The organism is Mycobacterium sp. 1245805.9 (assembly GCF_001672915.1).
Classification (GTDB): Bacteria; Actinomycetota; Actinomycetes; order Mycobacteriales; family Mycobacteriaceae; genus Mycobacterium.
In genome coordinates this window covers 12,890-39,219 of the sequence record NZ_LZKR01000027.1, presented here as the reverse complement: position 1 = coordinate 39,219, position 26,330 = coordinate 12,890, and the positions used below count along the sequence as shown (strand labels likewise).

Below are 26,330 nucleotides of genomic sequence, written 5' to 3'. Positions count from 1 at the left end.
CGGTGTCGATCGGCACCAATCCCACCTTCTCGGGGCGTACCCGCACCGTCGAGGCGTTCGTCCTGGACACCGCGGCCGACCTGTACGGACAGCACGTGGCCCTGGACTTCGTCGCCCGCATCCGCGGACAGCGCAAGTTCGACACGGTCAAGGGCCTCGTCGCCGCGATGGGGGAGGACACCGAGCGGGCCCGCAACCTGCTGTCCGCCGGTTGACGATTCGGATCCGGCGCCGACCCGCTGCTAAACTGCCTGACGACATCGGCGCGTGCTGCGGTTCGCGGTGGCCGCGCCTTGAATCGCAATGATCGCGGACCAATTGATGGAGATATTTTCGTGGCGCTAACAGCCGAGCAAAAAAAGGAGATCCTGACCTCCTACGGCCTGCACGAGACCGACACCGGGTCCCCCGAGGCCCAGGTCGCGCTGCTGACCAGGCGGATCGCCGATTTGACCGAGCACCTCAAGGTGCACAAGCACGACCACCACTCGCGGCGCGGACTGCTGCTGCTGGTCGGCCGGCGCCGCCGGCTGCTCAAGTACGTGTCCCAGATCGACGTGGAGCGCTACCGCTCGCTCGTCGAGCGCCTGGGCCTGCGTCGCTGACCCCTGGCAAATCGCCAGTGGGGCTGGCCGGCCAAGTTCGCCCGTGTAGAGTAGGAGCGTTCTGGGCCGGTTCGGCCCGAGCAAACGGTGCGGTTTGCGCAGATCCGCGTAGGCCGTTCCAGCAAGTCACAAGGGAGCAGCCCGGTCTGCATCGGGCGGTCTTCGGTAGTGGCTGCCGGGCTCTCCGGATCTGGGGTAGGTCGGCCGCTTCGATCGATGGCCGTAGCCGCATTCAGACTTCTTCCTTCTAGGGAAGCTCTCGGGTTACTCGCGCGTGACGACGCGAAACAGCTCAATACCCAGAGAGGCCATACGGACACCCATGTCTGTAGCTGAAATTGAAGAAGGCGTGTACGAGGCGACCGCCACCATCGACAACGGGAGCTTCGGCACCCGCACCGTACGTTTCGAGACCGGTCGGTTGGCCCAGCAGGCCGCCGGCGCCGTGGTCGCTTACCTGGACGACGAGAACATGCTGCTCTCGGCGACCACCGCCAGCAAGAGCCCCAAGGAGCACTTCGACTTCTTCCCGCTCACCGTCGACGTCGAGGAGCGGATGTATGCCGCGGGCCGCATCCCCGGCTCGTTCTTCCGCCGTGAGGGCCGCCCGTCCACCGACGCGATCCTGACCTGCCGGCTCATCGACCGCCCGTTGCGCCCGTCGTTCGTCAACGGCCTGCGCAACGAGATCCAGGTGGTCGTGACGATCCTGAGCCTGGACCCCAACGACCTGTACGACGTGCTGGCGATCAACGCCGCGTCGGCCTCGACCCAGCTGGCCGGCCTGCCGTTCTCCGGCCCCGTCGGCGGTGTCCGGGTCGCGCTGATCGACGGCACCTGGGTCGCGTTCCCCACCGTCGAGCAGCTCGAGCGGGCCGTGTTCGACATGGTCGTGGCCGGCCGCAAGGTGGACGGTGATGTGGCGATCATGATGGTCGAGGCCGAGGCCACCGAGCACGTCATCGCGCTCGTCGACGGCGGCGCCCAGGCGCCGACGGAAACCGTTGTGGCGCAAGGCCTGGAGGCGGCCAAGCCGTTCATCGCCGCGCTGTGCACCGCCCAGCAGGAGCTGGCCGACGCCGCCGCCAAGCCCACCGGCGAGTACCCGGTGTTCCCCGACTACGGCGACGACGTGTACTACTCGGTCGCCTCGGTGGCCACCGACGAGCTGGCCGCCGCGCTGACCATCGGCGGCAAGGCCGAGCGCGACGCGCGCACCGACGAGCTGAAGGCCGAGGTTGCCCAGCGGCTCGCCGAAACCTACGAGGGCCGCGAAAAGGAGGTCAGCGCCGCGTTCCGCTCGCTGACCAAGAAGCTGGTGCGCCAGCGCATCCTGACCGACCACTTCCGCATCGACGGCCGCGGCATCACCGACATCCGCGCGCTGTCGGCCGAGGTCGCCGTCGTTCCGCGGGCGCACGGCAGCGCGCTGTTCGAGCGCGGCGAGACCCAGATCCTGGGTGTCACCACGCTGGACATGGTCAAGATGGCCCAGCAGATCGACTCGCTGGGACCGGAAACGTCCAAGCGCTACATGCACCACTACAACTTCCCGCCGTTCTCCACCGGCGAGACCGGCCGGGTCGGTTCGCCCAAGCGGCGCGAGATCGGGCACGGCGCGCTGGCCGAGCGGGCCCTGATCCCGGTGCTGCCCAGCGTCGAGGAGTTCCCGTACGCCATCCGCCAGGTGTCGGAAGCTCTGGGCTCCAACGGCTCGACCTCGATGGGGTCGGTCTGCGCGTCCACGCTGGCGCTGCTCAACGCCGGGGTGCCGCTCAAGGCGCCGGTGGCCGGGATCGCGATGGGCCTGGTGTCCGACGACGTCGACGGTGAGACCCGCTACGTCACGCTGACCGACATCCTCGGCGCCGAGGACGCGTTCGGCGACATGGACTTCAAGTGCGCCGGCACCAAGGACTTCGTCACCGCGCTGCAGCTGGACACCAAGCTCGACGGCATCCCGTCGCAGGTGCTGGCGGGCGCGCTGGCGCAGGCCAAGGACGCGCGCCTGACCATCCTCGAGGTGATGGCCGAGGCCATCGACGCGCCCGACGAGATGAGCCCGTACGCGCCGCGGGTGACCACCATCAAGGTCCCGGTCGACAAGATCGGCGAGGTCATCGGCCCCAAGGGCAAGGTCATCAACGCCATCACCGAGGAGACCGGCGCGCAGATCTCGATCGAGGACGACGGCACCGTGTTCGTCGGCGCCACCGACGGACCCTCGGCGCAGGCCGCGATCGACCGGATCAACGCCATCGCCAACCCGCAGCTGCCGACCGTGGGCGAGCGGTTCCTCGGAACCGTGGTCAAGACAACGGATTTCGGCGCGTTCGTGTCGCTGCTGCCCGGCCGCGACGGCCTGGTGCACATCTCCAAGCTCGGCCGGGGCAAGCGCATCGCGAAGGTCGAGGACGTGGTGAACGTCGGCGACAAGCTGCGGGTGGAGATCGCCGACATCGACAAGCGGGGCAAGATCTCGCTGGTCCTGGTGGACGAAGAGGAATCAGCGGAGACGCCGTCCGTCACGCCCGAACCGGCCGATGCCGCGACAGCAAGCAGCTGATTCCGCGGCGTCCCTGCGTCGCGGCACGCAGATCGCCGAGATGAACGCCGACCACAAGGCCGTCCGCCGCACCACACTGCCCGGCGGCCTGCGCGTGGTCACCGAGCACCTGCCCGCGGTGCGCTCGGCCTCGGTCGGGGTGTGGGTCGGCGTCGGATCGCGCGACGAGGGCACCACCGTGGCCGGGGCGGCGCACTTCCTCGAGCACCTGCTGTTCAAGTCGACCCCGACCCGCACCGCCGTGGACATCGCCCAGGCGATGGACGCCGTCGGCGGCGAGCTGAACGCGTTCACCTCCCGGGAGCACACCTGCTACTACGCGCACGTGCTCGACAGCGACCTGGAGCTGGCGATCGACCTGGTCGCCGACGTGGTGCTCAACGGCCGCTGCGCCGCCGAGGACGTGGAACTGGAACGCGACGTCGTCCTCGAGGAGATCGCCATGCGCGACGACGACCCCGAGGACGCGCTGGGCGACATCTTCCTGTCGGCGCTCTTCGGTGACCACCCCGTGGGCCGGCCCGTGATCGGCACGGCGCGTTCGGTTTCGGCGATGACGCGGGGCCAGCTGCATTCGTTTCATGTGCGGCGCTACACGCCCGAACGGATGGTCGTCGCGGTCGCCGGCAACGTCGACCACGACCAGGTGGTCGCGTTGGTGCGCGAGCATTTCGGGCCGCACCTGGTCCGCGGGCGCCAGCCGATCGCTCCCCGCAAGGGCGCCGGGCGGGTCGCCGGACAACCCGGGCTGACGCTGGTCAACCGGGATGCCGAGCAGACCCACGTGTCGCTGGGCGTCCGTACGCCCGGCCGTAGCTGGGAGCATCGCTGGGCGCTGTCGGTGCTGCACACCGCGCTGGGCGGCGGCCTGAGCTCGCGGCTGTTCCAGCAGGTCCGGGAGCTGCGCGGGCTGGCCTATTCGGTCTACTCGGCGGTGGACATCTTCGCCGACAGCGGCTCGCTGTCCGTGTACGCCGCGTGCCTGCCCGAGCGTTTCACCGACGTCATGCAGGTGACCAGCGAGGTGCTCGAGGCGGTGGCGCGCGACGGCATCACCGAGGCGGAATGCCGCATCGCCAAGGGTTCCCTGCGCGGCGGGCTGGTCCTGGGGCTGGAGGACTCCGGTTCGCGGATGAGCCGCATCGGCCGCAGCGAGCTGAACTACGGCAAACACCGCAGCATCGAACACACCCTGCAGCAGATCGACGCGGTGACCGTCGAGGAGGTCAACGCGGTGGCCCGACGCCTGCTGGGCAAGCGCTACGGCGCCGCCGTTCTGGGTCCGTACGCATCGAAACGATCGCTGCCCCAACAACTTCGGGCGATGGTATCTTAACCGCATGGTTCTGGGCTTTTGGGATATCGCGGTGCCCATCGTGGGTGCGCCCATGGCCGGCGGCCCCGGGACCCCGGCGCTGGCGGCTGCGGTATCCAACGCCGGCGGGCTCGGATTCATCCCCGCCGCGTACGTGAGCGCCGAGCGGCTGGCCGAGGACATCGCCGCCGCGCGCGCCATGACGACGGGCCCGCTCGGCGTGAACCTGTTGGTGCCCCAGCCCAGCGTCGCCGACTGGATCGCGCTGGACTATTACGCCGAGGAACTCGAAAACATCGCCGACCACTACCAGTGCGAGGTGGGCCGGCCCGAGTTCGGTGACGACGACGACTGGGAGCGCAAGCTCGAGGTGGTGTCCGACGTCCACCCCGAGTTGGTCTCCTTCACCTTCGGCGTGCCGCCGCCCGACGTGATCCGGCGCCTCAGCGCGCAGGGGTTGTTGGTGATGGTCACGGTGACATCGCTCTACGAGGCCGGGATCGCCGTCGCCGCGGGCGCGGACAGTCTGGTGGTGCAGGGGCCCGACGCGGGCGGGCACCGTGGCACCTTCGCGCCGGACATGGAACCGGGCACCGAGTCGCTGCACCAGCTGATCGATCGGATCCACCGGGCGCACCGCGACATCCCGATCATCGCGGCGGGCGGGCTGGGCACGGCCGAGGACGTCGCGGGCGTGTTGCGCCGGGGCGCGGTGGCCGCCCAGGTCGGCACCGCGCTGCTGCTGTCCAACGAGGCCGGCACCAGCCAGGCCCACCGCACCGCCATGAAGAACCAGCTTTTCGGCAAGACCATCGTCTCGCGCGCGTTCTCGGGCCGCTACGCGCGCAGCCTGGAAAACGACTTCATCCGGCGCCTGGACACGGTCGCCCCGCTCGGCTACCCCGAGGTCAACCAGATGACTTTGCCGATCCGGGAAGCCGCGAGCGAACGGGAGGACCCGGACGGGATGACCCTCTGGGCGGGAACGTCATTCGGTGAGGCCCGACCGGGGCCGGTGGCCGACATCGTCGCCGGCCTCGACGTTTAGCGCGCTCGCCGGGTCGGTGTGCGGCAGGCCCAGGTCGGTGGCCACCCGCTCGGACAGCAACATCCCGTCGTGCGTCGAAAGCCCTTTGGCCAGAGCGGGATCGGACCGGCACGCCGCCCGCCAGCCGGCCTCGGCGAGCCGCAGCACGTAGGGCATCGTCGCGTTGGTCAGCGCGACGGTCGACGTCTTGGGCACCGCGCTGGGCATGTTCGCCACGCAGTAGAACAGGGTGTCGTGCACGGCGAACGTCGGATCGTCGTGCGTGGTGGGCCGGGAATCCTCGAAGCAGCCGCCCTGGTCGATCGAGATGTCCACCAGCACCGCGCCCGGCTTCATCTGCGCGACAAGGGAATTCGAGATCAACGTCGGCGCCTTGGCGCCCGGCACCAGGACGGCGCCGATCACCAGGTCGGCGCGCTTGACGGCGCCCTCGAGCTCGTAGGCCGACGAGTACCGGGTGCCGACACGGCCCGCGAACTCCGCGTCCAGCAGCCGAAGCTTGGCGATGTTGACGTCGAACACCATGACGGTCGCGCCCATGCCGCTCGCGACCCGCGCGGCGTTGTAGCCGGCCGTGCCGGCGCCGATCACCACAACGTCGGCGGGCTTGACTCCCGGCACCCCGCCCATCAGCACGCCGCGGCCGCCCTTGGTGCGCATCAGGTGATAGGCCCCGACCTGGGCGGAGAGCCGGCCGGCGACCTCGCTCATCGGGGCCAGCAAGGGGAGCGCGCCGTCGGCGGTCTGGACCGTCTCGTAGGCGATCGAGGTTGCGCCGGCGGCCAATAGGGCGTCGGTGCACGCGCGCGACGCCGCCAGATGCAGGTACGTGAACAGGACCTGGCCGCGGCGCAGCAGCCCATATTCGGCCGGTATCGGCTCCTTGACCTTGAGCAGCAGGTCCGCGTCGGCCCACACCTGTTCGGCGGCGCTGGCCAGCTCGGCGCCCGCGGCCTTGAATTCCGCGTCGGGGATCGCCGACCCCTCGCCGGCGCCGGACTGGACGAGGACGTCGTGGCCGCGGCGGGTCAATTCCGCGACACCGGCCGGCGTGATGGCCACCCTGAATTCGTTGGTTTTGGTCTCGGTGGGGATCCCGACGCGCATGCGTCAAGTGTGAAGAAAGTTCGAATGCTCAGCAAACATGCTGACGATAATTCTGTAGAGTCGTGTCGTGCCCGATCTATCTCCCGAGCGGAAGGGCCGGTCCGCCGACCCGCCGAAGGATGTTCGACCCGCCGACCTCGACGCGGTGGACCGCAGGATCCTGACCCTGCTGCACGCCGACGCGCGCATCACCAACAACGCGCTCGCCGAGGCGGTCGGGATCGCGCCGTCGACGTGTCACGGCCGGGTTCGGCGGCTGGTGGACCTCGGCGTCATCCGCGGGTTCTACGCCGACGTGGATCCGGTCGCCGTCGGGTTGCCGCTGCAGGCGATGATCTCGGTCACCCTGCACTCCAACGCGCGCGGCAAGATCCGCAGCTTCATCCAACAGATCCGCACCCGGCGCCAGGTCATGGACGTCTATTTCCTCGCCGGCGCAGACGATTTCATCCTGCACGTCGCCGCCCGCGACACCGAGGACCTCCGCTCGTTCGTCGTCGAAAACCTCAACGCCGACGCCGACGTCGCGGGCACCCAGACGTCGCTGATTTTCGAACATCTTCGTGGTGCGGCACCGATTTAGCCTTATGATCGGCGGATGAAGCGCGATCCCGCGGTAGCGATCGTGGGGGCCGGAATGTCCGGCCTGTGCGTCGCAATCGCGTTGCTGCGCAGCGGCATTCGCGACATCACCATCTACGAGAAGGCCCACGAGGTGGGTGGCACCTGGCGGGAAAACACCTATCCCGGTCTGGTCTGCGACATCCCCTCGCGCGTCTACCAGTATTCGTTCGCGCGCAACCCGGACTGGTCGCATCTCTTCTCGCCGGGCAGCGAAATCCAGGAGTACTTCCGTGGCATCGCCGACCGGTTCGGACTCCGCGACCGCATCCGGTTCGGCACCGAGATCACCCACGCCCGATTCACCGACGGCCGCTGGGTGCTGCGCACCGACGCCGGCGAGGAATCGAGCGTGGATTTCCTGATCTCGGCCACCGGCGTGCTGCACCATCCCCGGATGCCGTCGATCGCGGGTCTGGACGACTTCGACGGCCCCGTCTTCCACTCGGCGCGCTGGGATCATTCCGTCGACTTGCGGGGCCGCCGAATCGCGGTGATCGGCAACGGATCCACCGGCGTCCAGCTCGTCTGCGGCCTTGCCGGCGTGGCGAGCAAGCTGTTGATGTTCCAGCGCACCGCGCAATGGGTGCTACGGCTGGCCAATCCCCGCTACAGCAGGTTCACCGCAATCACCCGCCGCAAGATCCCGTGGCTCGACGGGCTCGCGTACTGGGGATACAGCCTCGCGTACGACTTCTTCTCGGTGGGACTGACCAAACCGGGCCTGCGTCGAAGGATCATGGCTGCGCTGTGCCGCGCCAGCCTCTGGGAGGTGCGTGACCCGCGGTTGCGCCGGGCCCTGACGCCCGACTACACGCCGGCCTGCAAACGACTCGTGATGTCGAACGGCTTCTACCGGGCCATGCAGCGCGACGACGTCGAGCTGGTCACCGCCGGCATCGACCACGTGGAGCGGCGGGGCATCGTCACCGACGACGGTGCGCTGCACGAGACGGACATCATCGTGCTGGCCACCGGATTCGACACACACGCTTTCTTCCGGCCGATGGAGCTGATCGGCCGCGACGGCATCGCGGCCAACGACGTCTGGCGCGACGGCCCGCGGGCCTACCAAACCGTCGCGCTGGCGGGCTTCCCGAACTTCTTCATGATGCTGGGCCCGCACAGCCCGGTGGGGAACCACTCGCTCACCTCCGTCGCCGAACACCAGGCCGAGCACATCCTGGGCTGGATCGAGCGTTGGCGCCGAGGCGAATTCGACACGGTGGAGCCGACGGCCTCGGCGACCGAGCGCTACAACGCGCAGCTGCGGGCCGCGATGCCGGACACCGTGTGGACCACCGGCTGCAACAGCTGGTACCTGAACAAGGACGGGGTGCCCGAGGTGTGGCCCCTCACGCCGGGCGAACATCGCGCCATGCTGGCGCACACCGATCCCGCACAGTACGACCTGCGCCGGCGCGTCGCGGCAGGATAAACCCGGTACCGGCGGTTTCGCATAGCTGGGTCGCGTCACTATACTTGCCTGCGATGTTCACCGTCGACGACCAGGCCGCCGGCCCGCACGACGCCTCGCTCGACCACGAACGCCTGGTCCTCGAGGCGCGCGACGTGGAGTTCGACTGGGCACAGTTGCCGTTCCACTACGTGCCCGGCGAGCCGTTCGCCACCCACGTCCTCAACGTCCTGCACCTGCTGCTGCCCGCCGGCGAGGAGTTCTTCGTCGACGTGTTCAAGCAGGCGCTGCCGCTGATCAAGGACGACCAGCTGCGCCTGGACGTGCAGGGATTCATCGGCCAGGAGGCCATGCACTCACAGGCCCACTCGAAGGTGCTCGCCCACTTCGCCGCGCAGGGCGTCGACCTCACCCCGTACACCGACCAGATCAGGTGGCTGTTCGAGAAGCTGCTCGGCCCCAAGCCCGGGTGGGGCCGACGACGCCGGCACAGCTGGCTTTTGGAGCAGGTTTCGATCGTGTCGGCGGTCGAGCACTACACCGCCATCCTGGGCGAGTGGGTGCTCGGCGCGCCCGCCCACGACGCCATCGGCACCGACCCGGTGATGCTGGACATGCTGCGCTGGCACGGCGCCGAGGAAGTCGAGCACAAGGCCGTCGCCTTCGACACCATGAAGCACCTGCGCGCCGGCTATTTACGCCGAGTGCGCGCCCAACTGGTCGTGACGCCGGCGATGCTGTTGTTCTGGGTCCGCGGGGTCCGCTTCCTGTACTCGGTCGACCCGCACCTGCCGCCGGGAACCAAGCCGCACTGGTGGGAGTACCTCCGCGCGGCGCGCCGCGGGTTGGTGCCCGGGCCGCTGCGCTTCGTGCGGGTGGTCGCCGACTACTACCGCCCGGGATTCCACCCGTCCCAGCTGGGCGGGCTGGAGGCGGCCGTCGACTACCTGGCGCTCTCGCCGGCCGCGCGGGCGTCGCACTGACCCATGGCCGCGACCTCGAACGTCACCGCCTCCGACGGCGTCACCCTGGCGGTGCACCGCTACACCGAGGTCGACGCGGCGCGCCCGACCATCCTGGCGATTCACGGCTGGCCCGACAACCACCACCTCTGGGACGGCGTGGCGCGCGAGCTCGACGAGCCCTACCCCGGCCGCTACAACGTGGTGGCCTACGACGTCCGCGGCGCCGGCGAATCATCCCGCCCCGCAAAGCGATCCGGCTACGCCTTCCCCCAGCTGGTGTCCGACATCGGCGCGGTGATCGACAGCCTGGGCGTCGGGCCGGTGCACCTGCTGGCCCACGACTGGGGCTCGATCCAGGCCTGGGCCGCCGTCACCGACGACTCGGTGATGGGCAAAGTCGCGTCGTTCACGTCGATTTCGGGCCCGCACCTGCGCTACGCGGGGCGGTTCCTGCGCTCGGCGCGGACGCCCCGGGCCGTCGGCCAGGTCGCCCGGCAGCTGCTGGGATCGCTGTACATCGCCTTCTTCCTGTGTCCCGGCCTGCCGGAGCTGGCGTTCCGCTCCCGGCTCGGCGTGAAAGTCCATGAGGCCCTTGAGCGCATCGGCCGGACGAGCACGCGCAGCCGGCACGAGCGGCCGCCGCGGTCCATCGCCGACTACGTCAATGGGCTGGGCCTGTACCGCGCCAACATGCCCGGGCCGATGTTGCGGCCCGGCCCGGAGCTGCCGAAGACCACCGTCGCCGTCCAGACCCTGGTGCCGCGCAAGGACATCTTCGTGACGCCCGCGGTGCAACGCTTCACCGGCGCCATACCCGATGCGGGCCGGGTGATTCCGATCGAGGGCGGCCACTGGGTGGTGACGTCGCGACCCGAGGTGATCGCGCGGCGTACCGCCGAGTGGGTCGACCAAACCGTCAGCGGCGTGAACGAGTCGGGGGTGCGCGGCGGGCCGCGCGAGGTCGCCGGCAAGCTCGCGCTGGTCACCGGCGCGGGCGCGGGCATCGGCCGGGCCACCGCGGTGGAGCTGGCCCGGCGCGGCGCCCGCAAGGTGGTGATCGTCGATCGCGACCAGGCCGCCGCCAACGACAGCGCGGACGCCGTGCGCGCGGCGTGCGCCGAGGCCGCGGTGTACCAGGTCGACGTCAGCGACGAGTCCGCGATGAATAACCTTGCCGCGCAAGTGCTTAACGAACACGGCGTGGTCGACATCCTGGTGAACAACGCCGGCATCGGGATGGCGGGCCGGTTCCTGGAGACGAGCTCGGCGAACTGGAACGACATCCTGGGCGTCAACGTCCGCGGCGTCATCTGCGGCAGCCGGGCGTTCGCGGAGCAGATGGTCGATCGTGGCGAGGGCGGCACGATCATCAACGTGGCCTCGGCGGCGGCGTTCATCCCGTCGAAATCCATGGTCGCCTACGGCACCACCAAGGCGGCGGTGCTGGCGTTCAGCGAATCGCTGCGGGCCGACCTCGCCGACGAGGGCATCTCCGTCACGGCCGCGTGCCCGGGATTCGTCAACACCAACATCGCCAAGAGCACCGTCTACGCCGGCATGACCGCCGAACAACAGGAGCGCGCCCGGGAAAAGGCCGACAACGCGTACCGGCGCCGCAACTACACACCGGAGGCCGTGGCCAAGGCGATCGTCAGGGCCGTCCAGACCGGCCCCGCCGTGCTGCCGATCGCCGCGGAATCGCGGATCGGCTACGCGCTGCGGCGCATCAGCCCCTCGGCGCTGCGGGCGTTCGCACGCTTCGACATCCGGCAGCGTTAGGGATTTCGCCGTGCCGGAAAGCATTTGGGGAAGCAGGCCGGTCGACCTGTACGGCCGGCGCAACCGCGACCGCCTCGGCACGATGCTGTGGGGCGTGCGCCTGTGGTTCGGGGGATTCGCCGCGATCTCGCGGTGGCAGCCGTCGCGGGTCAAGCCGGTGCCGCGGGCCCTGCGCGCGGTGATCACCAAGCGCGAACTCGTCACCCCCGACGTCGTCGCGCTGACGCTGGCCGACCCGGACGGCGGATTGCTCCCGTCGTGGACACCCGGCGGGCACATCGACGTGCACTTGCCCTCGGGCCGGCGCCGGCAGTACTCGCTGTGCGGCCCGCCCGGGCGCCGCACCGACTACCGCATCGCCGCGCGCCGGATCGCCGACGGCGGAGGCGGTTCCATCGAGATACACGAGGCTTTCGGGGTAGGGGACACGTTAGTCTTCGAGGGCCCGCGCAACGCGTTCTACCTCGGCACCGCCGAGCGCGACGTGCTGTTCGTCATCGGCGGCATCGGGGTGACGCCCATCCTGCCGATGATGCAAGCGGCGTCCCAGCGCGGAATCGATTGGCGCGCAGTCTATGCCGGAAGCAGCCGCGAGTACATGCCGTTCCTGGACGAGGTCTCCTCAGTGGCCGGGAACCGGCTGACGGTCTGGGCCGACGACGAACACGGCCGCCTCGCGGGTGTCGACGACCTGCTCGCCGGCGCCGGTCCGACGACCGCGGTGTACGTGTGCGGACCGACGCCCATGCTGGAGGCGGTGCGGGTGGCGCGCAACGAATTCGCCGACGCGCCCTTGCATTACGAGCGGTTCAGCCCGCCGCCGGTGGTCGACGGCGTTCCGTTCGAGCTGGAGCTGGCTCGCTCGGGACAGGTACTCAGCGTGCCGGCGAACCGTTCGGCGCTCGACGTCATGCGTGATCTCGATCCGACCACGCCGTACTCGTGCCAGCAGGGCTTCTGCGGGACGTGCAAGGTCAAAGTGCTTGGCGGGCAGGTCGATCACCGCGGCCGCGTCGCGGTCGGCGACGACGAAATGGTGGTCTGCGTGTCGCGGGCCAGCGGCGACCGGCTGGTCATCGACGCGTGAGCCGGTAGCCCACGTGGGCCACCTTGATGCCGGGTAGCGGCTCCCAGTCGAGGGTGCGGCCGTCGACGCGAAAGTTGTTCTTCTCGTAGAAGCGGCGCGCCTTGTCGTTCTGCACCGCGGCCCACAGGATCACGTCGCCGGACGGGTGCGCGCGCAGTATTTCGTCGAGCAGGCGGCCGCCGATGCCGTGCCGCTGGCTTTCGTCCGCGATGTAGAGCGCGTCGATCTGGACGGCGCCCCGTTCGTCGGGGTCCGGCCCGAAGATGGCGACGCCCAGTGTCCGGCCGCCGAATTCGGCGACCCACATCCGCCAGCCGTCGCGGTTGAGCGTGTGGGGATAGATCTCGGCGACCCAGCGCTTCGGCGGACCCAGGATGTCGAGCAGCGGCGGCGTCAGTATTCCGGCCCAGGAGCGCCGCCACACCGGATAGTGCATGTCGGCGACGTCGGCGAAATCGTCCGGCGTGGCTTCCCGGATCCGGATGTCGAGGGCCTCCACAGGTCAAGGCTAAGGGTCAGGGCTGGGGCCGTCGCTCCAGATAGGCGGCCAGCGCGTTGGTGAGCCCCCGTCGGGCCATGTCCAGGTCGGCGTACGAGCCGAGCTGCCGCTCCGACACCAGGCCGCGCATCGCGCCGGGAATGAGCGCGGCGACTTCACGCACCCGGTCCGGGTCGACATCCAGGCCGGCGAAGGCGTTCTGGCACGTCTCGAGCCAGCTCTTGCCCCAGGAGAACAGCTCGGCGGCCGTGCGCGGGTAGAGGCGTTCGAGCTCGCGGGGGTCGCGGGGGAGCGCGGCGCGCAGGTTTTCGATCGCGCGGGAATCCGCCGACGCCAGGCCGCGGTACAGGGTGTCGATGATGGCGCCGACGCGCTCGCGCAGCGGGGCGTCAGGGCGTACCGGCCCTGACAGCGTCGAGAACGTGGCGGCGCGCCGCTCGGCGGTGCGGTGCAGCACGGCCGCCCAGAAGCCGTCGGTGTCGCCGAACTGGTATTGCACCGCGCCCCAGGTGGCGCCGATGTCCTTGGCGATGCGGTTGGCCGACACCGACCCCGGCTCGCCCGAGGCCAGCGACTTCAGCGCGGCCTCGAGCATGCTCTCGCGCGTCGCGCTGCCCCGCCGGTTGGGGCGCCGCGCGGCGACCTGGCTTTCGGTCACCCGTCTAGCCTAACATTTTCATAGAGGGTACGATGATTCTATGGCTAAGCCGCCGCTGTCGATGAAGCCGACCGGATGGTTCCAGGTCGCCTGGTCCGACGAGATCGCCGTCGGCGATGTGCACAAGATGAAGTACTTCGACCAGGAGATGGTCGCCTGGCGCGCCGAGTCCGGCGCCCTCACCGTGATGAACGCCTACTGCGAGCACCTCGGCGCGCACCTGGGCTACGGCGGCAAGGTCGTCGGCGAGGTGCTGCAGTGTCCGTTCCACGGCTGGCAGTGGAGCGCCCAGGGGCGCAACGTCTGCATCCCGTATCAGGATCGACCCAACCGCGGCAGGCGGATCCACACCTACCCCGTGGTGGAGCGCAACCAGTCCGTCTACATCTGGCACGACGTCGAGCGCCGCGAACCCTTCTTCGACGTGCCCGACGTGTTCGCCTCCTTCGACGACGGCCGCGGCGTCGACGACTACTACCCCCAGCAGCGGCTGTACCGCCCGGGCCTGGAGCTGCACCCGCAGTACGTGCTCGAAAACGGCGTGGACTTCGCGCATTTCAAGTTTGTGCACAACACGCCGATCGTGCCGGTGTTCACCCGCCACGACTTCGCCGACGCGGTGTCCTTCGTCGACTTCACCATCACGTTCGAGGGCGACGACGGGCAGCGGATCGAGGACGTCAACAGCGGCGTGGAGGCGATCAACGGCGGTTTGGGCGTCGCGGTGACCAAGAGCTGGGGCATGGTCGACAACCGCACCATCTCCGCCGTCACCCCCGTCGACGAATCCACCTCCGACGTCCGGTTCATGGTCTACATCGGGCGCTCGCCGGGCAAGGATCCGGCACGGGCCGAGTCGAGGGCGGCCGAATTCGGGCGGGAAGTGATCCGCCAGTTCGAACAGGACATCGAGATCTGGCAGCACCAGCGCTACTCCGACCCGCCCGCGCTGGCCCCCGACGAGTACGAGGGGTTCACCGCGATCCGCAAGTGGGCCAAGCAGTTCTACGAGACATCCCAGAAAGGCTGAACTTCACATGAACGCACCCGCGCGACCGATCCGCGTCTTCCAGGTGGCGACCGGAAACGTCGGGTCCGAGATGATCAGGCGCATCGCCACCCAGCCGGACCTGGAACTCATTGGCCTGCACTGCTATTCGCCGGAGAAGATCGGCCGCGACGCCGGCGAGCTCGCGGGCACGGCGCCCAACGGCGTGACGGCCACCGGCACCGTCGAGGAGATCATCGCGGCCAGGCCGGACGTGCTGACGTTTCACGGCGTGTTCCCCGACGAGGACCTCTATGTCAAAGTGCTTGAGGCGGGCATCAATATCGTCACCACCGCGGACTGGATCACCGGCTGGCACCGCGACACGAACCACCCGCACCCGTCGGGCAAGCCGGTGACCCAGCTGCTGGCCGAGGCGTGCGAGAAGGGCGGCGCGACGTTCTACGGCACCGGCATGAACCCGGGCCTGAACCAGATCCTCGGCGTGGTGTGCTCGGCCGACGTGGCCGACATCGAGAACGTCACCACCATCGAGTCCGTCGACGTGTCGTGCCACCACTCCAAGGACACCTGGCTCGAGGTGGGCTACGGCCAGCCGGTCGACGATCCGTCGATCCCGTCGAAGCTGGAGAAGTACACCCGCGTCTTCGCCGACAGCGTGCTGATGATGGCCGACTGCTTCGACCTGCCGCTGGACGAGGTGAAGTTCAGCTACGAGCTCGGCGCCTGCACCAAGGACGTCGACCTGGGCTGGTACACGCTGCCCAAGGGCTCGCTGGGCGGCAACTACATCAAGTACCAGGGCATGGTGGACGGGGTGCCGCGCGTCGAGACTCACCTGGAGTGGCAGATGACCCCGCACACCGACCCAAGCTGGAATATCAAGGGCTGCTACATCACTCAGATCAAAGGCGACCCGTGCGTCTACAACAAGCACATGATCTTCCCCAAGCCCGGGGTGGACCTGTCCAACCCGGACAACTTCGCCTCCATCGGCATGACCGTCACGGGCATGCCCGCCCTGCGGTCGATCAAGTCGGTGGTGGCGGCGCGCCCCGGACTCATCACCAGCGCCGATCTGCCGCTGCGCGGGTTCGCCGGGCGGTTCAGGACGTAGCCGGGCGGGTCACGGGTCCCGGAGGCGTTCGGGGTGGTGGTAGTCGTTGATGCGCGCGCCGCGGTCTGAATGCCTCCTCGGGATCCATTCGGTGCCGCCGTTGGGGAGCTTCCCGGTGCACCAACCGTTTTCGACGAGCTTGTGGTCGGGCGGGAATTTGAGCCGCAACTGGTGCGGCGTCGTCCTTGCCGGTCCTGCAGCCCTATTTGCTATGTCGGTCCGTCAGCGCAAGTTTGCACCTTAATTGAATTCGGTGGTGCCGAGGCCCGACATCCGGTTTGATATTGGCATGGGCGACGACTCATCCACCGGTAAAAAGCCGGACGACAAGAGCGACGGCGGATTACGTTGGCGGGTGTTCAGACCTTTTGGCCGTATGGCAAGGACTATTCGCGGTGATGCCCCGCCAGAGAGTCCGCGCGGTTTTGCCTCTCTGTTGTTTGAGTACGCTCTTCTATTCGTCTCCTTCTACGCGGCGGCGTGCGTTGCCCTGGGCTTTTCGCTGGGTTCCGGTGTCGGCGAGCGCTTCACCATCGGATTTGCAGCGGCCATCATGACAACGGCCGCGGGCGCTGTGGGGGCCGTCTTGGGATTTATCTTCGGCATACCGCGTGCGCTGCAAGCGCCAAACTTACAGGCCGACGGGACGTACACGCGCTACCTTGCCAATACCAACTTGGAGCAGATTTCCGACTGGTTGACCAAGATCCTCGTTGGTGTGTCGCTGGTGCAGATAGCCAATATCCGACCTGCGTTTGCCGCACTCGGGCGTACTTTAGCGCCGATGCTTGGTTCGCCAACCGACACAAATGGAATTTCATCGGAGGCACGTGGCGCTATCGGTGTCGCAATGTGCCTGACGGCCGCGCTCGTTGCGTTCCTTTACTGCTACCTGTGGACGCGCGTCACCTTGGCATGGTTCCTCGGCGTTGCCCAATCCCAAGGGGCGGGCGAAAGCAAAGACGCGCGAGCAGCTGTAGCCAGTGCGCAGCCGGCTAGCAAGGTAAAACCATCGCAGCCTTCGGATTCCGCGCAAGAACCATCGCCACGGATAGATACCGAAGGTTCACTGCCATAGACAGGAAGACTCACCTCTCCGTGGCCGCGTGCGGCGCTTCCAGCGCGGCGATGAGGTCGGCCGGAAAGTAACCGAACCGATGTTCGAATGCTATGCCGCGGAGCCGGGCACGGCCACTACCGAGGGCCCTGCCTGTGGATCAATTCCGAACTGTGGATAGCGCCATTTCCGAAGGAAATGTCAGGCGCTCGGGCACAGATCGCGTTGCGCCCAGTAAACGAGGAGGTCCGCCTGCGCGGGGTTCAGCCCGTTGGGGCCCAGGTCGGTATCGGACTTCTGCAGGGCCATGGCCTGCAGCTGCGCGGGCGGAACGCCGTACGAAAGTTGCTGGCACAGCCGCTGTCCCGTCAGCAACAGCGCCGGATCGCCGCCGGCGAAGTCCTGGATCCCGGCGTTGTGCAGGTCGTTGAGGTAGGAGATCGGGTCGGCCTGAGCCGGACCGGCCCACACGACGCCGGCGGCCACAAGTGGGCCAGTTATTGCCGCCAAACTCACGAACCGGCCAGAGCGCCTCTGTGCCGCCATGGTTCCTCTCCTTTTTTTAGGTTCGCCCAAATTGGAACGCTCATATCTTGATGGAAATTCGGCGAATGCGCCAGACGTCGAAGAAGGTCTTCCCGCCAGTTCGGCAATCGGGGCGAGCCCGGGATCGGTTTGACGCGCATCAGAGGAATTCAGCGTTTTTCCCGGCAGCGCTGCGGGGTATGCTCGCGTGGTGCGCGCGGGATTTGTAAATGCCGCAGCCGCGGTCGCCGTGGTCATCGCCGCTTGCCCGTGTCCCTCCAGTTCGGCCGATTCCACGTCCGAGAGTCCACCATTCCCGGTCGGTCAGATGGGCGCGCCCGTGCACGCGCGGGCCGCCAACGGCGCCACCGCCGACATCACCGCCAACAGCGCAACATGGTTGCCGCCGGGGTGCGCCTCTCATTTTGCGGCTCCGACGCCTGGCTCCGCATGCAACGTGGTGGAACTGACTATCACCGCGACGTCCCACATGTTCTTCCAGTTCGACCACAGGTATATGTTCGCCAGCTACGGCGGCGGCAATCAGCCATGGACCCATCCCGACGATGCGCCCCAGCCGGCAACGTTGGCGGTCGACTATCAGAGGCTCAACAAGATGCCCCCGCTGCAAGAGGGCGGCCTTCACGACGGCCAGACCGCGCATGGATTCGTCGGCTTCGTTATGCCGACGGGAGGCGACCTGTACATCACGATCAACGATCCCGGAAACCCCGCTCCCTACGCCGAAGCGGGCCTGATCGTCCACAGCTGATAACTCGACGCACGCCAGGGCGCAGATTTGGCCGGGGCTAGGGTGAAGGCCATGCGGGTAGGCGTGCTGGGGGCGAAGGGCAAAGTCGGGTCGACGATGGTGGCGGCCGTGCAGGCCGCCGACGATCTGACCCTGTCGGCGGAGGTGGACGCCGGTGATGCGCTGAGCCTGCTGACCGACGGCGACACCGAGGTGGTCATCGACTTCACCCACCCCGACGTGGTGATGGGTAACCTAGAGTTTTTGATCCACAACGGAATTCACGCCGTGGTCGGGACCACGGGGTTCACCCAGGAGCGCCTCGAGCAGGTGCAGTCGTGGCTCGGCGACAAACCCGACACGAGCGTGTTGATCGCGCCGAACTTCGCGATCGGGGCCGTGCTGTCGATGCATTTCGCGAAGCAGGCCGCGCCCTTCTTCGACTCGGCCGAGGTGATCGAGCTGCACCACCCGCACAAGGCCGACGCCCCGTCGGGCACCGCCGCGCGCACGGCGAAACTCATCGCCGAGTCCCGAAAGGGCTTGCCGCCCAACCCCGATGCCACCAGCAGCAGCCTGCCCGGTGCGCGCGGCGCGGACGTCGAGGGGATACCGGTGCACTCCGTGCGGCTGGCCGGGCTCGTCGCCCATCAGGAGATCCTGTTCGGCACCGAGGGGGAGACGCTGACCATCCGGCACGACAGCCTGGACCGCACGTCGTTCGTGCCGGGCGTGCTGCTGGCCGTGCGGCGGATCAGGGAGCGCCCCGGCCTCACCGTGGGCCTCGAGCCCCTGCTGAACCTCACATGACCGGACGCACGCTGTACATCCAGCTGCTCATCGCGTTCCTGTGCGTGGCGATGCTGGTGTACTTCGTGCTGCTGGGCCGCCTGGCCGTCGCGATGATCGGGTCCGGCCGGCCCGCCGATGCGGGGCTCGGCGCGGCGCTGCTGATCATGCCGGTCATCGGGCTGTGGGCGATGATCGCCACGCTGCGGGCCGGGTTCGCCCACCAGCGGCTCGCGCGCCTGATCGCTGCCGACGGAATGGAACTCGACACCAGCGCGCTGCCGCGGCGCCCATCCGGCCGCATCGAGCGGGGCGCGGCCGACGCGCTGTTCGCCACCGTGCGCACGGAGGTCGAGGCCGAACCCGACGACTGGCGGCGCTGGTATCGGCTGGCGCGGGCCTACGACTACGCGGGGGACCGCCGCCGCGCGCGAGAGGCCATGAAGACGGCGCTGGAACTGCAGGCCGGCCGATGAGCAAGACGTTGTTGATCGTGCACCACACGCCGTCGCCGAGCACCCGCGAACTGCTGGAGGCGGTGCTCGCCGGCGCCAACGATCCGGAGATCACTGGTGTGGACGTGGTTTGCCGGCCGGCGCTGGCGGCGACCCTGCCGGACATGCTCGACGCCGACGGCTACCTCTTTGGCACGACGGCTAACTTCGGCTACATGTCCGGCGCGCTCAAGTACTTTTTCGACACCGTCTACTACCCGAGCCTCGACCACGTTTCCGGCCGACCGTACGGCCTTTGGGTGCACGGCAATAACGACACCGTCGGTGCCGCGGCCGCCGTCGCCAAGTTGGCGACCGGGCTCTCGCTGAGCCAGGCCGCCGACGTGCTCGAGGTCGTCGGTGCCGTCGACGGCGCCGTGCGCGAACGGGCCTACGAGCTCGGCGGCACGCTCGCTGCCACCCTGATGGAGTAGACATCCGGATTGTCGAATTCCATTACTGCACACGCGAATTGGCATGGGTCGTAGTCGATCGCCTGATGTCCCTGGCCGCGCAGCGCGACGGTCGTGGCGCCCGGGATTCGGGTGGCGAGGGCCTCGGCGGCCACACGGAAATACGCCGGGCTCTCGGTGCCGAACAATATCCGGACGGGCACGCTGATGCCGGCGAGCCGCCCGGTTGCCCGGTAGGAACTGGCCACCTCGAGCTCCCGCGCCGCGGTGTGCCCGATCGAATCGGCAAGGTAGGCAAGCTCACGGTGCGACAGGTCTTCGACGGCCGAAGGAGCCAGGTGCAGGGTTTCACGGTAGAAGGCGTGGAGTATCTGGCGGGGGTCGGACATCGCCTTGATGCGCGCGCAGACGTCCGGCGCGCTCACCTTGTGGCCCGGTGACGGCATCGGCGGCTCGTACAGCACGATCCGCCGAAATGCGGCTGTGATCAGGGCGGCTTCCAGGACCGCCAACGCCCCGTAGGAATGCCCGACGGCGTAGACGTCGCCGCCGACGGCCTCGGCGACGGCCGCCACATCCTCGGCTTCCCGTTTCAGGCTGTACGGTCCGGCCTCGGCCGCGCTGAGCCCCCGGCCGCGGCGGTCCATCGCGTGGACGGTGTAGCGCTGCGCCAATCGCGGCGTCACCGACGACCACCGGGAGCGCGTGCCGGTGCTGCCGTGCACCAGCAGCAGGGGCGGGCCGGCGCCGACGGAGTCGTAACCGATCACGGTGCCGTCGGGCGAAATCGCAGTGGGCATAGCCAATGAAACGCCGGCGCCGCTTCATCCGAGCCGTCAGGCCGTGCCATGTTTCCCACGGAAACGGCCAAAGGTGCCCTACGTGTAGGTCGGTTGGAACGCGTCCGCGGGTTGGGCCAGGGCCAGCGCGGTGCTGGAGCCGATCGGCCCGTGCCGGTCGAACAGTATCGCGCTGCCCGTGGCCACACCCGCGGTGCCGTAATGGCTCTGGGCCGCCAGCCCGAGGAACTCGCCGTCCGGCAGGCGGCTCGCGGTGACGGTGTAATCGGCGTTGATGTAGCGCAAACCCCCAGTGCCCCAATGGGTCAGCGAACTGGTGATGTCGCCAACGAACGCCAGGCGGGTGAACGGCGTGAGCGGATAGCCTTGCACCATCGGGCGAAACAGCCTCGTCCAGGCGAACTTCTGGGAATGGGCCTGCTCCCACTCGCCCGCCGCGATGCCGGGGCTGCCCGCGAGCGTGGCCCCGTATCCCCAGATGAGGAACGGCATGTCGGCCGGGAAGCCGTCGGATTCGGCCGGCGGCGGCGGCATCTCGACGGGGCCGGACCACACCTCGCCGTCGGGGTGCTCGCCCCGTCGCAGGAACAGCGCACTGGCCCGCGCGACGGTTCGCCCGTCCTGCAGCAGCGCGGCGTCGACGAGTTTGATGCGCCGGCCTTCGCGCTGCACCGAGGTCTCGATCCGCACCGGTTGGGGTAAAACCGGTCGCAGCAGGTCGACCGTGATGCGCGCGGGCTGAAGGTCGGGGTCGATCCCGGATCGCTCGATGCCAAACGCCAGCAGGCCGCCGACGTTTTGACCTCCCAGCGCCGCGCCCCAGGGTCCTTGCGTGAGCGGGCCGGGCAGATAGGAGTCGCCATCGACAGCGAAGAACGCCTCGGGCATGATGGCGGAATCCTCGATGGTCACCGCTATCACGATAGGACAGGAGGATAACTAAGGACCGGGCATGCCTCCAGTGATCGAAATTCCGCGCACGCACAACCCATTCCCGACGACCGGCGTGTCCCGCGGCGCCGACGGTGTCCCGCGCTACGAGCGCCTGCCCGCCACCCTGCTGGACATGCTCGCCGAGCAGGTCGACAACCGCCCAGGATCCGAGGCCGTGGTCGAATTGACAGCGCTCGGTGCCGGCCGATTGACCTACCGGCAGCTGTGGGAGCGCGCGGCGCGGGTGGCCGGCGGCCTTCGGGCGGACGGCCTGAGCCCGGGCGATCGCGTCGCCGTACGGTACCCGGCCGGCATCAATTGGGTGCTCGCGTTCTGGGGCACCGTGATGGCCGGTGGCGTTGCGGTCGCGGTCAATACGCGCTCGGCGCAACCGGAGGTCGAGTTCGTCATGTCCGACTCGGGCGCGCGGATGGACCTGGCGCCGGACGCGCCATTGCCCGACGGCGATCCCTACGTGACCCACGGGCTCGGACCCCTCGATATTGCCGCCCTCTTCTACACCTCGGGCACCACCGGGCACCCGAAGGGTGTCCCGACGACCCACGAGGCGTTCGTCACCAACACCGAGAACGCGATCCGCTGCCTCGAGCAGCCGAGGGACCTCGGCGAGGAAATGCGCACCCTCATCTCGGTGCCGCTGTTCCATGTAACCGGTTGTAATTCACAGCTTTTGGCTGCCGCGCGCCTCGGCGGAGCGTCGGTGATCATGCCCGCGCTCAACCTCGACGAATTGGTCGCGACGCTGGCCGCCGAACGCATCTCCGTGATGGTGACGGTGCCGGCGATCTATGCCCTGATGTTGCGGCACAAGGCATTTGCGGGGGCGGACGTGTCCGCGGTGCGCTGGGTCGGCTATGGGGGCGCGCCCATCGCGCCCTCGCTGGTGGGGGCGGTGAAGGAGGCGTTTCCGCAGGCGACGGTGTTCAACGGGTACGGCATGACCGAGACCGCCTCGCTGATGACCGTCCTGCCGGACCGCGACGCCGTCGAGCACGCCGACTCCGTCGGGTACGCCGTCCCCTCGGTGGACCTCGGCCTCGTCCCGTTCGGCGGCGACGATCCGGGTGTGGGGGAGCTGGTCACGCGTGGCGCCAACGTCACGGCGGGCTACTGGAATCGGCCGGACGCCAACAGGACCACGTTCGCGGAGGGCTGGCTGCACACCGGCGACGTGGTGCGCGTCGACGACGCGGGGCGGGTGCACATCGTCGATCGGCTCAAGGACATCATCAACCGGGGCGGCGAGAACGTCTCCAGCGTCGAGGTCGAGGCGGCGCTGTTGTCGGCGCCGAACGTCGCCGACGCCTGCGTGCTGGCGGTGCCCGACGACGTGATGGGCGAAAAGGTGGGCGCGGTCCTCTTCGCCGCCGAGGGCGAGATCGACGTGCGCGCCGTTCTCGACCACTGCCGCGGCCGGCTGGCCGACTACAAAATCCCGCAGTACGTCACCGTGGCGACCGAAGCGCTGCCCCGCAACGCCGGCGGCAAACTGCTCAAGGGCAAGCTGCGCGGCGAGGTAAAATGGGGCGACCCGCTCCGATGAGCGCCACCCTGCTGATCGCCAACCGCGGCGAGATCGCCCTCCGAATCATCCGCACTGCAACGGAACTGGGCCTCCGGACCGTGGCCGTCTACGCCGAAGACGACGCCGAGAGCCCCCACGTCCACGCCGCCGACGAGGCGATCGTCCTGCCGGGCGCCGGGCCGGCGGCCTACCTGGACCAGCCCGAACTGCTCGCCGCGGCCAAGCAGTCCGGCGCCGAGCTGGTCCACCCGGGTTACGGGTTCCTCTCCGAGAACGCCGAATTCGCGCGCGGCTGCGCGGCCGGCGGATACGCGTTCGTCGGTCCGGGCGCCGACGTGCTCGAGCTGGTCGGCGACAAGTCGTCGGCCCGGGCCGCCGCGATCGCCGCGGGCGTGCCGGTGCTGCCGGCAACCCAGGGGCCCAGCAGCGTCGAGGACGTCAAGGCGTTTTTCGCCGAGCAGGGCGGCGCCGTCATGATCAAGGCCCTCGCCGGCGGCGGGGGCCGGGGAATGCGGAAGGTGAGCGGCGCCGACGAGATCGAGCACGCCTACCAACAGTGCGCGGCGGAGGCGCAACTCGGCTTCGGGGACCCCGCGCTGTTCGCCGAGGCCGTCCTCGACGCCGCGCGGCACATCGAGGTGCAGGTCGTGGGAGCCCCGGCCGGGCACCAGACGCGCGCGTTGGCCCTCGGTGACCGCGACTGCAGCGTCCAGCGGCGCTACCAGAAGCTCGTCGAAATCGCACCCGCGCAAGGCCTTTCGGACGCGTTGCGCCGCTCCCTGCATCAGGCCGCGGCGCGGCTGTGCGCCAGGGTGGGCCTGCACGGTGTGGCCACCGTCGAATTCCTGGTCGCCGGGGACAGCTTCGTCTTCCTCGAGGTCAACCCGCGCATCCAGGTCGAGCACCCGGTCACCGAGGAAACCACCGGGGTGGACCTGGTGGCCGTACAGCTGGCCATCGCCGGCGGCGCGTCGTACTACGAACTCGGGCTTCCCGCCGGGATCGCCTCGGACGGAAGCGAAGTGATCGGCGAGCCGGCCGCCCGCCGCGGCATCGCGATCCAGGCCCGGGTCAACACGGAAACCTTCGCCGCCGACGGCTCGGTGGTCCCGGCGGCGGGCACGCTGACGGTGTTCTCGCCGCCGAGCGGCCCCGGCGTGCGCGTCGACACCTACGGCCGGCCGGGCCTGGTCACCAGCCCGCGCTACGACTCGCTGCTGGCCAAGGTGATCACCCACGTGCGCGGAACGTCCTGGCCCGCGGCGGTGCGCAAGGCCCACATCGCCCTGGGTGAATTCGGTGTCGAGGGCGTGCGCACCAATATCGGGTTCCTGCGAGAGCTGCTGAGCGACAACGGATTCCGGTCGGGCTGGGTGACGACGGATTTCCTGGACGACAAGCTTCCCGCGCTGGCCGCCGCCGCGCTGGCCCACCAGCAGGACGTCCGCGTCGCGCCGGTCGAGCTCTACCCCGGCGAGGAAGTGCTGCGCGCCCAACTGGCCGGCACGGTCGTGGAGGTGGCCGCGCAGGGCGAGGCGTTCGGCGCCGGCGCCCCGCTCGCCGTCCTCGAGGCGATGAAGATGCAACACGTGCTCGCCGCGCCGGACGCGCTGCGCACGGTCCGGAGCCTGGTGGCGCCGGGCCAGGTCGTCGGAACCGGCGATCCGCTGCTGGTCTTCACCCGCACGGGCGCCGAGACGGACGGCGAACCCTACTCGGCCGCACTGGATCTCGACCGCTCCCGCGCCGACCTGGACGAGGTCACTCATCGGCACCTGCTCACCCGGGACGAGGGTCGCGAGGCGGCCGTCGCCAAGCGGCACGCGCGCGGCCGGCGCACCGCCCGGGAGAACATCGACGACCTGGTCGATCCGGGCAGCTTCGTCGAATACGGCGCGCTGGCCATCGCCGCCCAGCGCAGCCGGCGCTCCGAGGAGGACCTGATCGCCAACACCCCGGCCGACGGCCTGGTCGCCGGACTGGCCAGGATCGGGGGCGCCGAGGCCGTCGTCGTGTCCTACGACTACACCGTGCTCGCCGGAACGCAGGGCATGCGCAATCACGCCAAGACCGACCGCGTCTTCGAGCTGGCCACCCGAAAACGCCTGCCGGTGGTGCTGTTTGCCGAAGGCGGCGGCGGCCGGCCCGGCGACACCGACGTCGGTGGTCATGCCGGACTCGACGTTCCGACCTTCCGGATGCTGGCCGCGCTGAGCGGACGCGTGCCGCTGGTGTCGATCGTTTCCGGCCGCTGCTTCGCGGGCAACGCCGCGCTGGCCGGCGTGTGCGACGTGATCATCGCGACCCCCGACGCCAACATCGGGATGGGCGGGCCGGCCATGATCGAGGGCGGCGGACTGGGGGTGTACCCGCCGGAGGCGATCGGGCCGATCGACGTGCAGCGGCACAACGGCGTGGTGAGCCTGGTCGCCCGGGACGAGGCGCACGCGGTATCGCTGGCCAAGCAGTACCTGTCGTACTTCGGTGGCCGCACCCAGGAATGGGTGGCGCCGGATCCACGGGTTGCCCGACATGTGGTCCCGGAGAACCGATTACGCGCCTACGACGTGCACCGCGCGATCGAGTCGATCGTCGACGTGGGTTCCGTGCTGGAACTGCGCCCCGATTACGGCGTCGGGATCGTCACCGCGGTGGTTCGCGTCGAGGGGGTGGCATACGGGCTGATCGCCAACAGCACCCATCACCTCGGCGGGGCGATCGACGCCGAGGCGGCCGACAAGGCGGGCGACTTTCTCGCGCTGTGCGAGTCGTTCCGGTTGCCGGTGATCTCGCTGTGCGACACCCCCGGCTTCATGGTCGGGCCGGAGGCCGAGAAGGAAGCCGCCGTGCGCCGTTTCGGCCGGATGTTCGTCCTGGGCGCGCGATTGACCGTGCCGCTGGGAATGATCATCCTGCGCAAGGGTTACGGGCTGGGCGCGATGGCGATGGCCGGCGGATCCTTCCGCGCGCCCCAGTTCACCGTCGCGTGGCCGACCGGCGAGATCGGCGGCATGGGGCTGGAAGGGGCCGTACGGCTCGGGTTCAGCAAGGAACTCGCCGCCGAGGAGGATCCGATCCAGCGGCAGCAGCTATTCGACAAGCTCGTGGCGGCGGCCTACCAGCACGGCAAAGCGCTGCGGTCGGCCACCACGTTCGAACTCGACGACGTCATCGACCCGGCAGACTCCCGGGCCTGGATCACCAGGCTGCCGGGAGGCTGAGGGTCGAA

25 protein-coding genes are annotated in these 26,330 nt (G+C 69.0%); 19 read left to right on the top strand and 6 right to left on the bottom strand.

Annotated features, from left to right (window positions below; genetic code table 11):
- The 5 genes from A9X00_RS04270 to A9X00_RS04250 all read left to right on the top strand — a co-directional run.
- A partial coding sequence (locus A9X00_RS04270) for a riboflavin kinase (RefSeq protein WP_197515052.1) occupies window positions 1-215 on the top strand: 215 nt, incomplete at its 5' end.
- A 120-nt stretch (window positions 216-335) separates the two neighbouring features.
- Window positions 336-605 carry a 30S ribosomal protein S15 gene (gene rpsO / locus A9X00_RS04265; RefSeq protein ID WP_066928262.1) on the top strand — a complete coding sequence of 90 codons (270 nt, stop codon included), beginning with the start codon at window positions 336-338 and terminating at the stop codon, window positions 603-605.
- Between the two features lie 322 nt (window positions 606-927).
- The gene (locus tag A9X00_RS04260) at window positions 928-3,171 is read left to right on the top strand and encodes a polyribonucleotide nucleotidyltransferase (RefSeq protein ID WP_082974677.1); all 2,244 of its coding nucleotides are present in this window, start codon (window positions 928-930) and stop codon (window positions 3,169-3,171) included.
- Window positions 3,149-4,507 carry a pitrilysin family protein gene (locus A9X00_RS04255; RefSeq protein WP_067149536.1) on the top strand — a complete coding sequence of 453 codons (1,359 nt, stop codon included), beginning with the start codon at window positions 3,149-3,151 and terminating at the stop codon, window positions 4,505-4,507. The genes A9X00_RS04260 and A9X00_RS04255 overlap by 23 nt, the downstream gene beginning before the upstream one ends.
- 4 nt (window positions 4,508-4,511) lie before the next feature.
- Window positions 4,512-5,534 (top strand): nitronate monooxygenase, encoded by a 1,023-nt coding sequence (locus A9X00_RS04250; protein ID WP_067149534.1) that lies wholly within the window; start codon window positions 4,512-4,514, stop codon window positions 5,532-5,534.
- On the opposite strand, the gene ald is transcribed toward A9X00_RS04250, so the two are convergent.
- The gene (gene ald, locus A9X00_RS04245) at window positions 5,475-6,641 is read right to left on the bottom strand and encodes an alanine dehydrogenase (protein ID WP_067149532.1); all 1,167 of its coding nucleotides are present in this window, start codon (window positions 6,639-6,641) and stop codon (window positions 5,475-5,477) included. The two genes, A9X00_RS04250 and ald, sit on opposite strands and share 60 nt — an antisense overlap.
- A gap of 67 nt (window positions 6,642-6,708) precedes the next feature.
- On the opposite strand from ald, the gene A9X00_RS04240 reads away from it, so the two are divergent.
- From A9X00_RS04240 to A9X00_RS04220, 5 genes are read left to right on the top strand one after another with little or no spacing between them, the layout of a single operon-like run.
- Window positions 6,709-7,224 (top strand): Lrp/AsnC family transcriptional regulator, encoded by a 516-nt coding sequence (locus tag A9X00_RS04240; protein ID WP_082974676.1) that lies wholly within the window; start codon window positions 6,709-6,711, stop codon window positions 7,222-7,224.
- 15 nt (window positions 7,225-7,239) lie between these two features.
- On the top strand, window positions 7,240-8,700 hold the full coding sequence (locus tag A9X00_RS04235) for an NAD(P)/FAD-dependent oxidoreductase (RefSeq protein ID WP_067149529.1): 1,461 nt from the start codon (window positions 7,240-7,242) through the stop codon (window positions 8,698-8,700).
- 53 nt (window positions 8,701-8,753) lie between these two features.
- Window positions 8,754-9,662: a metal-dependent hydrolase gene (locus A9X00_RS04230; RefSeq protein ID WP_067149527.1), complete on the top strand. Its 909-nt coding sequence runs from the start codon at window positions 8,754-8,756 to the stop codon at window positions 9,660-9,662.
- Window positions 9,663-9,665: 3 nt separating this feature from the next.
- Window positions 9,666-11,423, top strand: coding sequence for an SDR family oxidoreductase (locus A9X00_RS04225; RefSeq protein WP_067149525.1), 1,758 nt, complete (start codon window positions 9,666-9,668; stop codon window positions 11,421-11,423).
- Window positions 11,424-11,433: 10 nt separating this feature from the next.
- Window positions 11,434-12,510 (top strand): PDR/VanB family oxidoreductase, encoded by a 1,077-nt coding sequence (locus tag A9X00_RS04220; RefSeq protein ID WP_067149523.1) that lies wholly within the window; start codon window positions 11,434-11,436, stop codon window positions 12,508-12,510.
- Here the strand turns inward: A9X00_RS04220 and A9X00_RS04215 are convergent.
- Window positions 12,497-13,009 (bottom strand): GNAT family N-acetyltransferase, encoded by a 513-nt coding sequence (locus A9X00_RS04215; RefSeq protein WP_067149521.1) that lies wholly within the window; start codon window positions 13,007-13,009, stop codon window positions 12,497-12,499. The genes A9X00_RS04220 and A9X00_RS04215 overlap by 14 nt on opposite strands.
- Before the next feature lie 16 nt (window positions 13,010-13,025).
- Window positions 13,026-13,604 carry a TetR family transcriptional regulator gene (locus A9X00_RS04210; protein ID WP_067149549.1) on the bottom strand — a complete coding sequence of 193 codons (579 nt, stop codon included), beginning with the start codon at window positions 13,602-13,604 and terminating at the stop codon, window positions 13,026-13,028.
- 103 nt (window positions 13,605-13,707) lie between these two features.
- Here A9X00_RS04210 and A9X00_RS04205 point away from each other — a divergent pair, with 103 nt between their 5' ends.
- From A9X00_RS04205 to A9X00_RS30505, 3 genes are all read left to right on the top strand, one after another.
- Window positions 13,708-14,697 carry a Rieske 2Fe-2S domain-containing protein gene (locus A9X00_RS04205; protein WP_067149519.1) on the top strand — a complete coding sequence of 330 codons (990 nt, stop codon included), beginning with the start codon at window positions 13,708-13,710 and terminating at the stop codon, window positions 14,695-14,697.
- Window positions 14,698-14,704: 7 nt separating this feature from the next.
- Complete coding sequence (locus tag A9X00_RS04200; protein ID WP_067149517.1) at window positions 14,705-15,793, top strand: dihydrodipicolinate reductase; 1,089 nt, start codon at window positions 14,705-14,707, stop codon at window positions 15,791-15,793.
- A gap of 256 nt (window positions 15,794-16,049) precedes the next feature.
- Entirely contained in the window at window positions 16,050-16,871 is an 822-nt protein-coding gene (locus A9X00_RS30505) for a hypothetical protein (protein ID WP_156771921.1), read from the top strand.
- Between the two features lie 180 nt (window positions 16,872-17,051).
- Here the strand turns inward: A9X00_RS30505 and A9X00_RS04195 are convergent, their stop codons facing one another.
- Window positions 17,052-17,396, bottom strand: a complete 345-nt coding sequence (locus A9X00_RS04195; protein ID WP_067149515.1) for a DUF732 domain-containing protein — start codon at window positions 17,394-17,396, stop codon at window positions 17,052-17,054.
- Between the two features lie 190 nt (window positions 17,397-17,586).
- On the opposite strand from A9X00_RS04195, the gene A9X00_RS32670 reads away from it, so the two are divergent.
- From A9X00_RS32670 to A9X00_RS04175, 4 genes are read left to right on the top strand one after another with little or no spacing between them, the layout of a single operon-like run.
- On the top strand, window positions 17,587-18,147 hold the full coding sequence (locus A9X00_RS32670; RefSeq protein WP_067149548.1) for a hypothetical protein: 561 nt from the start codon (window positions 17,587-17,589) through the stop codon (window positions 18,145-18,147).
- A 51-nt stretch (window positions 18,148-18,198) separates the two neighbouring features.
- Window positions 18,199-18,936, top strand: a complete 738-nt coding sequence (gene dapB, locus A9X00_RS04185) for a 4-hydroxy-tetrahydrodipicolinate reductase (RefSeq protein WP_067149547.1) — start codon at window positions 18,199-18,201, stop codon at window positions 18,934-18,936.
- A complete protein-coding gene (locus A9X00_RS04180; RefSeq protein ID WP_067149513.1) occupies window positions 18,933-19,391 on the top strand; it encodes a hypothetical protein in 459 nt (152 codons plus the stop codon). Before dapB ends, A9X00_RS04180 begins: the two co-directional genes overlap by 4 nt.
- Complete coding sequence (locus A9X00_RS04175) at window positions 19,388-19,843, top strand: flavodoxin family protein (protein WP_067149511.1); 456 nt, start codon at window positions 19,388-19,390, stop codon at window positions 19,841-19,843. Before A9X00_RS04180 ends, A9X00_RS04175 begins: the two co-directional genes overlap by 4 nt.
- Here the strand turns inward: A9X00_RS04175 and A9X00_RS04170 are convergent.
- Both A9X00_RS04170 and A9X00_RS04165 read right to left on the bottom strand, forming a co-directional pair.
- Window positions 19,801-20,622, bottom strand: a complete 822-nt coding sequence (locus A9X00_RS04170; protein ID WP_067149508.1) for an alpha/beta fold hydrolase — start codon at window positions 20,620-20,622, stop codon at window positions 19,801-19,803. The two genes, A9X00_RS04175 and A9X00_RS04170, sit on opposite strands and share 43 nt — an antisense overlap.
- 78 nt (window positions 20,623-20,700) lie before the next feature.
- Window positions 20,701-21,534, bottom strand: a complete 834-nt coding sequence (locus A9X00_RS04165; protein ID WP_197515050.1) for a thioesterase family protein — start codon at window positions 21,532-21,534, stop codon at window positions 20,701-20,703.
- Window positions 21,535-21,574: 40 nt separating this feature from the next.
- Here A9X00_RS04165 and A9X00_RS04160 point away from each other — a divergent pair, with 40 nt between their 5' ends.
- On the top strand, window positions 21,575-23,119 hold the full coding sequence (locus A9X00_RS04160; protein WP_197515049.1) for a class I adenylate-forming enzyme family protein: 1,545 nt from the start codon (window positions 21,575-21,577) through the stop codon (window positions 23,117-23,119).
- A complete protein-coding gene (locus tag A9X00_RS04155; protein WP_067149504.1) occupies window positions 23,116-26,322 on the top strand; it encodes a carboxyl transferase domain-containing protein in 3,207 nt (1,068 codons plus the stop codon). The genes A9X00_RS04160 and A9X00_RS04155 overlap by 4 nt, the downstream gene beginning before the upstream one ends.
- The last annotated feature ends 8 nt before the right edge of the window (window positions 26,323-26,330 follow it).

What these genes read in the sequence shown, in the direction of transcription:
- A9X00_RS04180 (WP_067149513.1), top strand. Translation starts at nt 18,933, where the DNA reads ATGACCGGACGCACGCTGTACATCCAGCTGCTCATCGCGTTCCTGTGC.
- A9X00_RS04170 (WP_067149508.1), bottom strand. Translation starts at nt 20,622, where the DNA reads ATGCCCACTGCGATTTCGCCCGACGGCACCGTGATCGGTTACGACTCC.
- A9X00_RS04160 (WP_197515049.1), top strand. Translation starts at nt 21,575, where the DNA reads ATGCCTCCAGTGATCGAAATTCCGCGCACGCACAACCCATTCCCGACG.
- A9X00_RS04195 (WP_067149515.1), bottom strand. Translation starts at nt 17,396, where the DNA reads ATGGCGGCACAGAGGCGCTCTGGCCGGTTCGTGAGTTTGGCGGCAATA.
- A9X00_RS04200 (WP_067149517.1), top strand. Translation starts at nt 14,705, where the DNA reads ATGAACGCACCCGCGCGACCGATCCGCGTCTTCCAGGTGGCGACCGGA.
- A9X00_RS04175 (WP_067149511.1), top strand. Translation starts at nt 19,388, where the DNA reads ATGAGCAAGACGTTGTTGATCGTGCACCACACGCCGTCGCCGAGCACC.
- A9X00_RS04225 (WP_067149525.1), top strand. Translation starts at nt 9,666, where the DNA reads ATGGCCGCGACCTCGAACGTCACCGCCTCCGACGGCGTCACCCTGGCG.
- A9X00_RS04210 (WP_067149549.1), bottom strand. Translation starts at nt 13,604, where the DNA reads ATGCTCGAGGCCGCGCTGAAGTCGCTGGCCTCGGGCGAGCCGGGGTCG.
- dapB (WP_067149547.1), top strand. Translation starts at nt 18,199, where the DNA reads ATGCGGGTAGGCGTGCTGGGGGCGAAGGGCAAAGTCGGGTCGACGATG.
- A9X00_RS04260 (WP_082974677.1), top strand. Translation starts at nt 928, where the DNA reads ATGTCTGTAGCTGAAATTGAAGAAGGCGTGTACGAGGCGACCGCCACC.
- ald (WP_067149532.1), bottom strand. Translation starts at nt 6,641, where the DNA reads ATGCGCGTCGGGATCCCCACCGAGACCAAAACCAACGAATTCAGGGTG.
- A9X00_RS04205 (WP_067149519.1), top strand. Translation starts at nt 13,708, where the DNA reads ATGGCTAAGCCGCCGCTGTCGATGAAGCCGACCGGATGGTTCCAGGTC.
- A9X00_RS04255 (WP_067149536.1), top strand. Translation starts at nt 3,149, where the DNA reads ATGCCGCGACAGCAAGCAGCTGATTCCGCGGCGTCCCTGCGTCGCGGC.
- A9X00_RS04235 (WP_067149529.1), top strand. Translation starts at nt 7,240, where the DNA reads ATGAAGCGCGATCCCGCGGTAGCGATCGTGGGGGCCGGAATGTCCGGC.
- A9X00_RS04230 (WP_067149527.1), top strand. Translation starts at nt 8,754, where the DNA reads ATGTTCACCGTCGACGACCAGGCCGCCGGCCCGCACGACGCCTCGCTC.
- A9X00_RS04250 (WP_067149534.1), top strand. Translation starts at nt 4,512, where the DNA reads ATGGTTCTGGGCTTTTGGGATATCGCGGTGCCCATCGTGGGTGCGCCC.
- A9X00_RS04155 (WP_067149504.1), top strand. Translation starts at nt 23,116, where the DNA reads ATGAGCGCCACCCTGCTGATCGCCAACCGCGGCGAGATCGCCCTCCGA.